General features: G+C 39.4%; 12 protein-coding genes and 1 riboswitch. Of the genes, 11 read left to right on the forward strand and 1 reads right to left on the reverse strand.

Annotation, left to right across the window (positions count from 1 at the left end):
- The first annotated feature begins 129 nt into the window (after positions 1-129).
- The 9 genes from CH76_RS03420 to guaA all read left to right on the forward strand — a co-directional run bounded on the left by CH76_RS03420 (position 130) and on the right by guaA (position 10,102).
- A complete protein-coding gene (locus CH76_RS03420; protein ID WP_036142982.1) occupies positions 130-798 on the forward strand; it encodes a nitrous oxide reductase accessory protein NosL in 669 nt (222 codons plus the stop codon).
- A gap of 62 nt (positions 799-860) precedes the next feature.
- Positions 861-2,114 carry a nitrous oxide reductase family maturation protein NosD gene (locus tag CH76_RS03425; RefSeq protein WP_152553282.1) on the forward strand — a complete coding sequence of 418 codons (1,254 nt, stop codon included), beginning with the start codon at positions 861-863 and terminating at the stop codon, positions 2,112-2,114.
- The gene (locus CH76_RS03430; RefSeq protein WP_036142988.1) at positions 2,111-2,563 is read left to right on the forward strand and encodes a nitrous oxide reductase accessory protein NosL; all 453 of its coding nucleotides are present in this window, start codon (positions 2,111-2,113) and stop codon (positions 2,561-2,563) included. Before CH76_RS03425 ends, CH76_RS03430 begins: the two co-directional genes overlap by 4 nt.
- Positions 2,560-3,366, forward strand: coding sequence for an ABC transporter permease (locus tag CH76_RS03435; RefSeq protein WP_235190342.1), 807 nt, complete (start codon positions 2,560-2,562; stop codon positions 3,364-3,366). The genes CH76_RS03430 and CH76_RS03435 overlap by 4 nt, the downstream gene beginning before the upstream one ends.
- Positions 3,363-4,046: an ABC transporter ATP-binding protein gene (locus CH76_RS03440; protein WP_051910201.1), complete on the forward strand. Its 684-nt coding sequence runs from the start codon at positions 3,363-3,365 to the stop codon at positions 4,044-4,046. Before CH76_RS03435 ends, CH76_RS03440 begins: the two co-directional genes overlap by 4 nt.
- A gap of 88 nt (positions 4,047-4,134) precedes the next feature.
- Positions 4,135-5,079, forward strand: a complete 945-nt coding sequence (locus tag CH76_RS03445; RefSeq protein ID WP_036142992.1) for a MoxR family ATPase — start codon at positions 4,135-4,137, stop codon at positions 5,077-5,079.
- On the forward strand, positions 5,076-6,209 hold the full coding sequence (locus CH76_RS03450; protein ID WP_051910203.1) for a DUF58 domain-containing protein: 1,134 nt from the start codon (positions 5,076-5,078) through the stop codon (positions 6,207-6,209). Before CH76_RS03445 ends, CH76_RS03450 begins: the two co-directional genes overlap by 4 nt.
- Positions 6,206-8,335: a DUF3488 and DUF4129 domain-containing transglutaminase family protein gene (locus tag CH76_RS03455; protein WP_051910205.1), complete on the forward strand. Its 2,130-nt coding sequence runs from the start codon at positions 6,206-6,208 to the stop codon at positions 8,333-8,335. The genes CH76_RS03450 and CH76_RS03455 overlap by 4 nt, the downstream gene beginning before the upstream one ends.
- Positions 8,336-8,358: 23 nt before the next feature.
- A riboswitch (purine riboswitch) is annotated at positions 8,359-8,460 on the forward strand.
- Positions 8,461-8,548: 88 nt separating this feature from the next.
- On the forward strand, positions 8,549-10,102 hold the full coding sequence (gene guaA, locus CH76_RS03460; protein ID WP_036142995.1) for a glutamine-hydrolyzing GMP synthase: 1,554 nt from the start codon (positions 8,549-8,551) through the stop codon (positions 10,100-10,102).
- 83 nt (positions 10,103-10,185) lie between these two features.
- Here guaA and CH76_RS03465 read toward each other — a convergent pair whose 3' ends face one another.
- On the reverse strand, positions 10,186-11,892 hold the full coding sequence (locus tag CH76_RS03465; RefSeq protein WP_036142998.1) for a retron Ec67 family RNA-directed DNA polymerase/endonuclease: 1,707 nt from the start codon (positions 11,890-11,892) through the stop codon (positions 10,186-10,188).
- A gap of 490 nt (positions 11,893-12,382) precedes the next feature.
- Here CH76_RS03465 and CH76_RS03470 point away from each other — a divergent pair, with 490 nt between their 5' ends.
- Together CH76_RS03470 and CH76_RS03475 are read left to right on the forward strand one after the other, a co-directional pair.
- Positions 12,383-13,015: an MOSC domain-containing protein gene (locus CH76_RS03470; protein WP_036143000.1), complete on the forward strand. Its 633-nt coding sequence runs from the start codon at positions 12,383-12,385 to the stop codon at positions 13,013-13,015.
- 23 nt (positions 13,016-13,038) lie between these two features.
- Positions 13,039-13,854 (forward strand): ZIP family metal transporter, encoded by an 816-nt coding sequence (locus CH76_RS03475; protein WP_036143003.1) that lies wholly within the window; start codon positions 13,039-13,041, stop codon positions 13,852-13,854.
- Positions 13,855-13,880: the final 26 nt, after the last annotated feature.

The following is a 13,880-nucleotide window of genomic DNA, read 5'->3' on the forward strand; positions in this document are numbered from 1 at the left end:
TAATTTGCTCAAAATGTGAAGAAAAAGTGCATATTTTTCAAATACCTCACAGTTATTTCGAACTTACTTCACAGTTGGGTGCTAAAGTATGAAGTATAGAAAAGAAAACGAACTGGGGGAAGTAAGAAAATGAAAAAGTTAGGGTTATCAGTAATGATGGTCGCAGCACTAGGTTTAGCAGCTTGTGGCGCAGACGACAAAAACGAAAAGGCCGATGAGCCAGAAAAAGTAGAAGAGCCTGCAACAGCTGAAGTAGAAAAACCAGAAGCAACAGAAACAGAAGATATTATGGCTAAGCTAGAAGAGCCAACAGAAGATACAGTATGTGAAGTATGTAATATGAAGGTCTACGTTAAAGACCACGAAATGGGTATGTTCTCAGCGCAAGCGATTAAAGAGGACGGCACAAACGCATTTTACGATGACATTGGTTGTCTTTTAAATGCTGAACTGAAATTTGAAGAGCAAAATACAAAGTTTGTTCGTGACTTCAATACAAAAGAGTGGGTACAAGTTGATGATGCGACGCTTGTAAAAACAGAGCTAAAATCACCAATGAACTGGGGCTATATTTCATTTGCGGATAAAGCAGATGCAGATAAATATTTAGCTGATAATGAAGGTACAGAAGTGATTGAACTAGCAGCAGTACAAGCTGAAGCAAAAGAGCGCTTTGAAAAGAAAAAAGCGAAGATGGCTGAAGAAGGCGAAGGCGAGCATGATATGCACGGCGAGCACGAAGGTCATGATCACGATATGCACGGTGAAGAAGAAGACCACGGCGAACACAAACATTAATAATAAGCGACTAGACTAGAGATATTATCTCTAGTCTTTTCGGCGTTTAGCGAGGTGATAAAGTGAAACGACTGATACTGAGTGTGGGGATGTGGCTCGCTTTTATGATGCCTGCCTCTGCAAACTTACAGCAACAAATTGACGAAGCTAAAGCTGGAGCAACAATAGAAGTAACAGGCGAGCATACGGGAAACTTTGTTATTACAAAGCCACTCACCCTAATTGGTAAAGACGCAACGCTTCGTGGTGAGGGGATGAAGCCCGCATTAACGATTGAGCAGACGCATGATGTAGTTGTGGATGGTATTAGTGTAACGGCTCAACAGCGAGCGATTGTTGTTAAAGATGTGCAAGATGCAGTGATTAAAAACATTACAGCTACAGGGATGCTCATTGGCATTCAATTGCATCGCGCTACTACTATTGAGCTTGCGCATAATACAATAGAGGGAACAGACGCACATTATGCTAAAAAGGGTAATGGATTGGCACTGTTTCAAAGTGAAAATTTACATGTACATGACAATGCCATCACTAAGGTGCAAGACGGGATTTATATCGAAGAAGTAAAGGGTATTACTGTTAAGGATAATACTGTGACACATAGCCGTTATGGTACACACTTTATGTATAGTGATGATGGTGTCGTAGAAAATAATACGTATGAGCATAATGTGACAGGTTTAATGGTTATGATGGTAGACGGCTTTATTGGGCGCGGGAACCACACACGCTATCACAATGATATGAACGGCAGCGGTATTTTATTTTATGATGTAAAAAATGCACGGCTAGAAGGTAACGAAATTACAGAAAATCGTTTAGGTCTCGTGCTACAAAAATGTGATACCGTGCGGGTAGAGGGCAATCAATTTGTAGTCAATCAAACAGCGCTTGAAGCAACCCGTATTGATGATACAAGTTTAGTTATGGCTAATACATTTACAGGTAATATTTTAACAGCGCGTTCGGACAAGCAAGGCATAGCCTTACATGCTAATTATTATGACGATTATACAGGTATTGATGCGGATGGTGATGGCTACGGTGACACACCTTATACGGCATACTCAAGTTTTGGGCAGTGGATGGTACGCCAGCCAGCCTATCAATATTTTGTGGCTTCGCCGAGTGTGGAGTTATTAACCAAGCTTGATAACCAAACTGCTGTAGCACAAGATGTATTAGTAGATGAGCGACCTAAGTTAGTGGCTGCTACTTTTACTAAGGAAGCCGTTAATTATAAACAGACTACACTAGGTGGCTTATTATTTTTAGGTACAGTATTACTATGGAGAAGGGGCGTTAAACGATGAAGAAAATTTTACTTGCGGCGGCAATGCTCGCATTAGTAGGCTGTGGCGAAAAAAACTATGAGCCACATGCATTAAATGAGGAAACAGATATTTGTCAAATTTGCCAGATGACCGTAGCACATCAAGAGTTTGCGGGACAAATCATCGAAAAAAATGGTGACTATGAAGTATTTGATGATATTGGTTGCCTTGTCGAAAAGCTCGCGCGTGATGACCAAGATGAAGCGGATGTAGGAGCGGCTTTTATTAAAGATGCAAAAACGGATGAGTGGATTAATGTTTTTGACGCAACGTATTTGTATGACAAAGAATTTTGGACGCCAATGAACTACGGCGTACTTGTATTTAAGGATGCGACAGATGCAGAAGCTTACCAAGCAGACGCAGGCTACGGCAAACTAATGAAGTTTGATGACTTACAAGATTTTAAATGGGGCATTCATCAATGATGTTTATTAAATTAGAGTGGAAGCAAATGCTAAGAAGCCGCTGGATGCAAATGGTGGGGCTATTATTTACATTTGTTTTTACTACTATTGTTGTAATTCAGCAAATGGCATTGCCTGATGCACAAGGTTTTTCACGCCAAACAGCTTCCTTTTTAAATTTACTATTATTTTTATTGCCGTTATTTATTTTAACAATTGGCAGTATGAGTGTGGCGAGCGATATTGAATCACGCTGGCTCTCTCTGTTAAAAACGTATCCCTTAACAATGCGACACTATGTCATAGGGAAGTTTATCGCAACTGTGCTAGCCTTTTTATTAATTGTGGCAGTAGCGTTTAGTGTTGTGTTATTGCTGGGTGGGTTTTTAGGTGGCGTTAGTTTGCCGCCTGTATTTATTGGTATTACCTTACTAAGCATTTTAATTTTTGCTTCGCTGTCTATTGTGATTGGTGTGCTAGCAAAAACGCGTCTCTATGCGTTAGCATTGGCACTAGTTGTTTGGTCTATCTTTTTATTATTGATTTCGTATGGCTTAATGGCACTAGGCACAGTTATTGCAGGTCACATGCTACAAAAAATTACAGTAGTAGTTATCCACCTAAATCCTGTGGAGTGGCTACGTTTTGGTTATTTATTATTTGCAGAGCAAGCAAGCGTGCTAGGACCTTCTTATTTTGATTTAATTAGCTTCTATCAAACGCTAGCAGGCAAACTCACCTATACATTAGTCACAGCGCTGTGGATTAGTGTGCCATTAGTGCTTGCAAGATTTGTAGTAGCACGAAAGGGGAAGGAAGCATGATTGTCGAAGCAAGAAAAATCGCAAATGTATATAAAAATGGACGTGGTCTCAAGCAAGCAAGTTTTACCTTGCGAGAGGGTACGATTATGGCATTAGCAGGTGGTAATGGTGCAGGTAAGAGTACGCTCATTCGTTTATTAACTGCACAGGATAAGCCAACAAGTGGTGAGCTAATTTGGCATCACTCACGCGAGGTACGCTATATGCCTGATGACGTAGATTTTCCTGCTACACTTACAGCAGAAGAAATTTTGCAGCTGCTTGCAGCATTAAAAAAAGTAAGCAAAGAAGAGCAACGTCGCGTACTTGAACGTGTTGGTTTGTGGGATGTGCGTAAACAACGTGTGCAACAATACTCTAAGGGTATGCGACAACGTCTTAACTTAGCACAAAGTTTACTTGGTGAGGGCAAGCTTATTATTTTGGATGAGCCAACAAACGGGTTAGATCCTTACTGGATTGCTGAGCTAAAAAAAATGATGGCAGAGGAACGCGCCAAAGGGTGCACCGTATTATTTTCGACACATTTACTTAATTTTGCGGAGAGTTTAGCAGATGATGTATTGATTTTACATCACGGCGAAGTACTAGCAACAGGCGAGATGACAACGGTACTACAACAAAATAATGCGCAAGACCTTGAGCAATTATGGCTTGCGAAAATCGAACAAAGGACGTGACTTGGTATTTTACCCTCACGTCCTTTGTTGTCACGTGAGGTCGTTTTCGTTATGCTAAAGAGAAGTTTAAGAGCAGGAGGCTACAAGTATGAATGAAGAAGTACAAAAAATCATTACCAATATTGAGCGTGTCATGATTGGTAAAAAAGATGTTGCCACGTTAAGCGTTGTTGCATTACTCGCTAACGGACATGTGTTGCTTGAAGACGTACCTGGTGTTGGTAAAACGATGATGGTGCGCTCACTTGCTAAATCAATTAGTGCAAGCTTTAAACGTATTCAATTTACACCAGACCTACTACCATCCGATGTGATGGGTGTTTCGATTTATAATCCTCAAACGATGCAGTTTGAATACCGCAAAGGTCCGTTAATGGGCAATATTGTGTTAGCTGATGAAATTAACCGTACATCGCCTAAAACACAATCTGCATTGTTAGAAGCAATGGAAGAAGCCTCAATTACAGTAGACGGCGAAACCATGGCACTTGAGAAGCCATTCTTTGTAATGGCAACGCAAAACCCAATTGAGTACGAGGGTACATACCCTTTGCCTGAAGCACAGCTTGACCGCTTTCTTTTAAAATTAAAAATGGGTTACCCAACAGTGACGGAGGAGTACGAAATTTTAAGCCGTGTACAAGAAGGCACACCAATCCATGAGTTAGAGGCTGTAATGTCTTTAGCAGAGTTACGCAGCTTACAGCAACAAGCAGAGAGCATATTTGTAGATGCTACAGTGCGAGAGTACATCGTACAGCTAGCAAGTGCGACACGTAGCAATTCCTATATTTATTTAGGTGTTTCGCCGCGTGCTTCAATTGCTTTAATGCGCGCCGCAAAAGCGTATGCTTTTATTCAAGGACGTGATTTTGTGTTGCCTGATGATGTGCAGTACCTTGCGCCATTTGTATTTGCTCACCGTATTATTTTACAGCCCGAAGCCCGCTACGACGAAATTGCACCCGAAGAAATCATTGAGCGCATGATAATGAATGTACCTGTGCCGGCTAAAGGCTTTGCATCGCGATGAAGATGGGCAAGCTACTGCAGGTTATTATCCTGCAGATTATTGTCTTTTGCTTTGCTATGTTTCAAGGGGGCTTTGTTAGCTGGTTTATTTTCTTTACGGTAACACCGTTTTTATTGTACGCGCTTGTAATGTTAGTATGGCGCGAAAAAATTGTTTTTGTGCATCGTACTATCACACCCACGCATATTACACGTGGCGAGGATGTTGAGGTGAGCGTCCATGTACGACGTAAAACGGTCTTTCCTATTGCGTATGCAACGCTTGAAGAACATGTGAACCAGCCTAACCTACAACATTTTAGACATAATACTTCGCCTATTATTAAAATAGGTAGTTTTAGCCGTAATTTTATTTGGACATATGAGCTAAAAAATTTGCCGCGTGGGGAGTACCGTTTTGTGGGCGCAGATTTTTACGGCACCGATTTCTTTGGTTTAGGTAAGCTAAAGGCGACAGATGATAGTACTAAATCAATTATTGTGTACCCTAAGCTTCACCCTATTACGTATGTACCCATCCAAGCGGTATTTGAAGTGGGCGCGGCTACCACATCGCGCAGTAGCACAAGCGACTCTACAATTGCTGTAGGTGTGCGTGATTATGAGCAGGGCGATCGTTTATCATGGATTCACTGGAAGTCCTTTGCTAAGTCACAACAATTGCGTACGAAGGAGTTTGAAGAGCGCCAATCAGAGGTGGTTAGTGTGGTAATTGATACGCGTCACCAAGCGCAGTTTGAAGATGTTGTAGAGTTAACAGGCTCATTAGCCCGCACATTTTTTGAGGTGCAAGGTGAGCTTGCTTATGCAGCAACAGATGCTTTGCAACAAGTTTTACATCTGCACCACAAAAATCATTTTGATGACGTGATGCACAAGCTAGCAAATGTTAAGCCTACAGCTGATGCTAGTAATTTGCGCGCACTCAATACACGTGGCTTTGCTTCGATGCTCTTTGTAACGGCTGAGCTTACGGATGAGGATGTCGCTATTTTTGCTCATTACAATTGCCGCGTGATTTGCTTTGTACTTGGCCATAATAAAACACAGCGCCTTGCGCCAAACGTTCAAGTACAACAAGTGACAGCGGGCAACTACCGCAAAGTATTGCAGGAGGTGACACGTAAATGATGAAGCGCTTTGTCCCTCAACTATTTATTTATATTTTGCTGTTCTTCTTATTACGAGAGTGGTTAATACCTGTTGTCGAGCTAACAAATACGGGCTATACCGAATATATTTTAGGGTTTGTTGGCATGGCACTACTACTTTGTTTAGTGAAGATGCCGTGGTTCATTGCGGCAATCCTACAAATCAGCTATATTATAGTATTTATTTTTTACGTGTATACCGACAACCTGTCCCTACTTTCGATGGATGCTTTGCAATTTTTTGCGACAGAGTGGCGCATTAATGTAAGTGCTATTTTTCATTTAGAGCTTGGGCAAGTTTCTAACGTATTTCGTACTTTACTTTTATTTATACTCATTTGGATGTTGGTGTATTTGGTACAGCAATGGGTAACGATGGGCTATAATATTTTTTACTTCTTTGCGATGACTGTATTTTTCATTGCCACACTAGATACATTTACAGAGTATGATGGTGAACAGTCGATTATTATCGTAATGTTTATTGGCTTGTTATTAATAGGCGCTATGTTTATTAAACGCCTCGAAACAACAACTCAAGATCAGTTAACCTTAGGCTATCGCCTACGTCTTTATTTACCATTTGTCATGCTCGTAATTGGTGTCATTGGCATTGGTGTGTTTTTACCAAAGTCAGGTCCATCATGGGCTGACCCTGTAGCCTTTATTACAGGCAGTGATGGTACAAGTAGCAGTGATCGCCGCGTTGGCTATAGTAATGATGATACAAAGCTAGGTGGCAGTGTAGCGGATGATGATACGCTAGTTTTTACAGCTGAAGCACCAAGTGCACAGTATTGGCGTATCGAAACAAAAGATACCTACACAACAAAAGGTTGGGTACAACAGGTAAGCGAGCAAAACACATTACCTTACACGAGCGGTGAGCCGATTGACAGTAGCTTTGAGCATAGCGAGGACATCGCAACTACTGTCATTCATAATGCAGAAGTTGCTAAAAAGGCAGGCTTTATTGTACAGCCTTATGCCACAGTAGCCATTGATGCAGCCGCAAGCGCAATGACTATTGATCAAGGGACCGAAAAAATCACACCTGAAAAACCATTAACGAGTTACCAGTCAACTTATAGCCCGGTGCAGTTTATCTATCAGGACATTCCGCAAACGACAGAGCTTGCACTAGAGGTGTTACCATCTGAGTTTGACCGCTTCTTGCAGTTACCTGCGCTATTACCACAGCGTATTACGGAGCTCGCACAAGAGGTTACGAAGGACGAGGAGTATGTGCTAGCGAAGGCACAAGCTATCGAAGATTATTTTAAACACAATCAATTTGTGTATGATAAAAAAAATATCGAGATGCCCAAAGAAGGGCAAGATTATGTAGATCAATTTTTATTCGAAACGAAACGAGGTTACTGTGATAACTTTTCGACAGCAATGGTTGTAATGCTGCGCTCTGTTGGCATTCCAGCGCGCTGGACGAAGGGCTTTGCGCCAGGTACATTAAATGATGCGATGCAGTATGAAGTAACAAATAACGAGGCGCACTCATGGGTAGAGGCATACATCCCAGGTATTGGTTGGATGCCATTTGAGCCAACCATCGGCTTTAGTGGTGTGGATACGATTGATTATACAGTTGATGAGCCAGAGCCAGAAGTGACTGAGCCAGAAGTTGAAGAGCAACCAGTAGAAGAAGAACAAACAACATCAGCTGAAGATGTTACGAAAAAACCAAGCGTGTGGTCAAAAATTAGCACATGGTTACAACAAAACACTTGGCTGTATTATGTACTTCTGATTGTCATTTGTTTAACTGTCCTTGCGATGGTGATATTACGTAAGCAGTGGTTGCCAGGCTATTATGTGCGTAAGTTTAAAAACAAAGCACGCAATCGTGAAAACTTTATGACAACCTATACCGTTTTAGTTGCACAGTTTGCACGTTTTGGTTACGACCGTCGCACAGGTGAAACACTCAAGCAATATGCAAAACGCATCGACGAAGCCTATGCAACAACAAAAATGCAAGAGCTTACTGAAATTTACGAGCAGCTCGTGTATAGTGAGAGTGGGCAATCAGCAAATTACGAGCAGTTGCACGAAAGTTGGGAATATTTAATCAATCGCACAACTGGTTGATTTTACACACTTATTTAGAGTAGAATTAAACAAATATATGCTTTCATATAAGTTTGGGGATATGGCCTAGATGTTTCTACGAAGTTACCGTAAATAACTTCTCTATGACGGCAAGAGAGCAAGCTGCTTTTTTGCCTATGATGGACGCGTACGAATCTTTTCGGCGCGTCTTTTCGTAATAAGCAACCTAACAATTATAAAGAGGTGGAAAACGTGTCAAACAGTTCGATTATTACAGAACAAGAAAAAATCGTTGTACTTGATTTCGGTAGTCAATACAATCAATTAATTACGCGTCGTATCCGTGAGTTCGGCGTATTTAGTGAATTACACGCACACACAACAACAGCAGAAGAAATCAAAGCTATGAATGCAACAGGTATTATTTTCTCTGGTGGCCCTAACTCAGTTTATGGCGAAGAAGCATTCCATATTGATCCTGCAATCTTTGACTTAGGCTTACCTATTTTAGGTATTTGCTACGGCATGCAATTAATGGCGCACCAATTTGGCGGTAAAGTAGAAAGCTCTGACAAACGTGAATACGGTAAAGCAGACATTAGCCTTACAGCAGATAGCACGCTATTTGGCGACCTACCAACAAACCAAGTAGTATGGATGAGCCACGGTGACCACGTAACGGCAGCACCAGAAGGCTTTACAGTAAACGTAACAAGCCCATCTTGCAAAATTGCAGGTATGGTAAATGAGGAACGTAAAATGTACGCTGTACAATTCCACCCAGAAGTACAACACTCTGTACATGGTAACGATTTATTACGTAACTTCGTATTTGAGATTTGTGGTGCTAAAGGCGACTGGTCAATGCAAAACTTTATTGACATCGAAATCGCTAAAATCCGTGAAACAGTTGGCAACAAAAACGTACTTTGTGCATTATCAGGCGGCGTAGACTCTTCAGTTGTAGCTGTACTTATCCACAAAGCAATCGGCGACCAATTAACATGTATTTTCGTTGACCACGGTTTATTACGTAAAGGCGAAGCGGATCAAGTAATGGAAACATTATCAGATGGCTTTAACTTAAACATTATCAAAGTAGACGCACAACATCGTTTCTTAGATAAATTAGCGGGCGTTTCTGACCCAGAGAAAAAACGTAAAATCATCGGTAACGAATTTATTTACGTATTTGATGACGAAGCATCAAAATTACAAGGTATTGATTATTTAGCACAAGGTACACTTTACACTGACATTATCGAGTCAGGTACAGCGACAGCGCAAACAATCAAATCTCACCATAACGTAGGCGGTCTTCCAGAAGATATGGAGTTTGAGTTAATCGAGCCACTTGCTGCGTTATTTAAAGACGAAGTACGCGCACTAGGTACAGAAATGGGTATGCCAGACCACATCGTATGGCGTCAACCATTCCCAGGTCCTGGTCTTGGTATCCGTGTACTTGGCGAAATCACAGACGAAAAGCTTGAAATCGTACGCGAATCAGACGCTATCCTACGTGAAGAAATCGCTAACCACGGTTTAGAGCGTGACATCTGGCAATACTTCACAGTACTACCTAACATCCAATCAGTAGGTGTAATGGGCGACCAACGCACATACGATCACACAGTAGGTATCCGTGCTGTAACATCAATCGACGGCATGACTTCTGACTGGGCACGTATCCCTTGGGAAGTGCTAGAAGTAATCTCTCGTCGTATCGTTAACGAAGTACCACACGTTAACCGTATCGTCTATGACATCACATCTAAGCCACCAGCAACAATCGAGTGGGAATAATAAAAAGAAAGCCTAGAATCCTTATTTAAAAGGGTTCTAGGCTCTTTTTTTATATTGTTGCAAACAATTCGCAAATAACAAACTTAAGTTGTAGTATAGTTACTTACAATTTCATTAATTGCATCAAGTAATGGTTTGAAATTATTAAAATCAATTTTTTTATAATTTTTAGATACGTAATTTGCAAAAACTGCTTTCCCATAATTATTTTGGTCCTTATATTTTGTAGAATTACGTTCAAAAGTTTTGTTATTTATTATAGTTTCAAGTGTATTAACATCAAATAAATCTTCTATTTCACATTCTTTTTTTTCTTTTACTAATTGATGAGTAGAAAGATAAAGATTAGAACTAATGTTAGCATAGTATTTAGATTTAAAAAAAGCTAATTTTTGTTTATCACTTTCCAGTTTAGTGGCTTTTATAAGTTTGGAAATAGGTTTAGAGTTATTTTCCAATTCATTATCTAAAATAAAAATAACAGGATTTTTAGGAACTACGTTTAATTCTTTAAATTTCTCTGCGTAAAAAGGGAAACTATCATTATTTGTATTACAATAAAAATTATAAAGTTTCTTCATAGAGTCGGCCCCATCTAGTGGGAAATCAAAAAAATATCTTAAACGTTTAGTTCTACGTAAAAATGAAACTTTAAAATTGTATGATCCATCTTGGTTCTTTTTAATTAAAGTTGGATAAAGATTATATAATTTCTTTAAAGCTGATTTTATATAAATACTATCTGTCTTACCTTCAGTAATGATACAAGGCTTGTTATTACCGAAAAAATATTTGTAGAATAAAAACATTTGATATTGTTTTTCTTTTCCATTTAAATCACAAAGTTTTGGTTTAACAGTATTGTTTTTTATGTATATATCATTATTGAACCTATCAATTTGATTTATAAATGCGAATCTACCTTCAAGTTGATTTAGGGTAGCTTGTTCTCCATTTATTTTAAACTCGCCATGTTTATACAATGTATTAGCCATGGAGCGAGTTTCTTTATAAAAATCTCTATTAATATTTATCTTTTTATTTACGACTAATCCAGTTACAACTTGTCTAGAATCTTTATATTGTAAACGAGTTTTCTTTTCATTAATCTTAAAACCAGAGTATTTAATTACAGCTTCTACTCGATCTTTGAATTCCTCAAAGTTTTCTAAGAAATTTGTATTGTTAGTAGAGAAAGTTAAATCATCTGCATATCTTGTATAATCTAGTTTGAATTTTTTAGCTATTTTTAATAACTTCATATCTAAGACGTTGCAAATTAAATTAGTTATTATTGGAGAAGTAGGCGCACCTTGAGGTAAAGAACCATTATAACAAGTAAGTTGAGCTAAAATTGTAGCTATATTCTGAGGGAATAAAAAATTTTTATTTTTCTCAAAAAACCCACGAACTCGTCCAAAATGAAAACTATCGAAAAAGTCTTCTAAATCTATATTAAAAACATAGCGTTTATTCTTATGTACCTTTGCGTTAGTCATAATACTTTTCTTTTTGTTAAAAGCATGAGAGATATTTGGTTTAATATTATTTTCTTCCCAAAATATTATTTGCTGTTTCCTTAAAAGTCTATCAATACTTTTTTGGATTTCTTTTAAGTCAGTAGAAGGGCTATTAATCGTTCTTTCACCGCCACTTTTTTTAGGTATGGTGAAATATGTATACGAATTTTCAATTCTTCTAACATATAAAATATATGTTAATTTTTTTTTTTGAATTCTTAAAGTTCTAGAAAGGTCATCTAATGTAGTTATATTTTCAAAAGTATTCAACTTTTCAATTCCTCCTCAAAAAAAAGAACGTGTGGTTACTCATTACGTTCTATAGGAATCGGCACCATACGGTACAATTATATGATGAATAAGGAACAAATCTCCCTACCATTTTTGTCAAAACTTGCGAAGCACAAGTTAAAAATCTAACCACACGTTATTTATTCATTATAATGTTTTATGACTAATTTTGGAAGGGTATATATTTCTTTTTACTTATTGATTTGGAATCATCTTTCTATTAGCAAATTCACGGTTTATATTAGGATATAAGTGTCCCTGCGTTCCTAATTTTGTCTGTATATCTTCATGTCTTAATCCATCTCGAATTACCAAGGCATTTTCATCTGAATTTTAATAATCATCGAGTGGGAATAATATAAACTTAGGCTCTTCTTGAGAAATCAAGAAGGGCTTTTTATTTTGTTAAAATATATTCCTTCTTAAACATTCCTTTAGTATGATAAAAGAGAAATAGGGGGGATGTAAGATGGCAGAGATTGTAACGCTTGCTGTGGGTATGCCAAAGGAGATGCGCTACGATGAAAATCGCACGCTAGTGACAGGCATTAAAAAATCAGAGGTGGCTGAGGTATTGCTGACTAAACAAGGCTTTATGCATGATGATGTAGCAGACAAAAAGCATCACGGTGGCCCAGACCGTGCTGTTTGCTTGTATCCTATCGAGCATTACGAAAAGTGGGAAAAAGAGTTTGGCAAGCCGCTACCTAAAAGTGCCTTTGGTGAAAATCTCACCGTGCGTGGCATGCTAGAACAAGATGTTTGTATTGGTGATGTGTATACAGTGGGCGAGGCAGTGATTGAAATTACACAGGGACGTGTGCCATGCAGCACGATTGATAAGTATACGTCAGCAAGCTCGCTGATGAAACGTCTTGTGCAAACGGGTTACACGGGCTATTTAGCACGTGTATTGCAAGAGGGTGTGGTGCGTGCTGATGATCGTATTACGCTACAAACAAAAGGCGAAGGTCAACTAACTATAGTAAAGTGCAACCAAATTTATTTTACTAACGATCAACAAGCGATGGCACATATGTTAACAATCCCCGCGCTAGCTGACGAATGGAAGTTTAAATTTGCTAAGCGCTTGGGTAGTTAAACGATATGAGGAAGTGATGGAAGATGGTAGCATTTTTTGCAACGCTTAGTCCTGTTATGCAGGCGTTAGTCGCTACGTTATTTACGTGGGGGATGACGGCGCTCGGTGCAGCGTTAGTATTTACAACCAAAACAATGAATCAAAAATTAATGGATGGTATGTTAGGTTTTGCGGGTGGTGTAATGATAGCCGCAAGTTTTTGGTCTCTGCTATCACCTGCGCTTGAGATGTCTGAGGGCAAAACAATGCCCGCGTGGTTTTCAGTAGCGCTTGGTTTTGTAGGGGGCGCATTATTTTTATGGAGTATTGATAAGCTCATTCCCCATTTGCATCCTAATATGAAAATGAAAGAAGCTGAGGGGATTCATCCTGAGCGTCGACGTCGTAGTACGTTACTAGTGCTAGCCATTACGCTACATAATATTCCTGAAGGTTTAGCGGTAGGTGTTGCTTTTGGTGCTGTAGCTGCGGGATTCCCGTCCGCTTCATTAGCAGCGGCAGTAACGCTTGCGATTGGTATTGGTATTCAAAACTTTCCTGAGGGTACAGCAGTTGCGATGCCGCTTCGACGAGAGGGCATGTCACGTAGCCGAAGCTTTATGTATGGGCAACTATCAGGTATTGTTGAGCCTATTGCGGCAGTCATTGGTGTACTTGCGGTAACTGTAATGCAACCACTGTTGCCTTTTGCGTTAAGCTTTGCGGCAGGCGCTATGATTTTCGTTGTAGCTGAGGAAGTTATCCCAAGCTCACACGAAAACGGCAATAAAGATTTAGCTTCATTGTCATTAATTATTGGTTTTACATTAATGATGGTGCTAGATGTAGCACTGGGCTAACAATAAAAACAGCGTGGACGTTATGC

Origin of the sequence: Lysinibacillus sp. BF-4 (assembly GCF_000743635.1) — a bacterium.
GTDB classification, from domain to species: domain Bacteria; phylum Bacillota; class Bacilli; order Bacillales_A; family Planococcaceae; genus Metalysinibacillus; species Metalysinibacillus saudimassiliensis.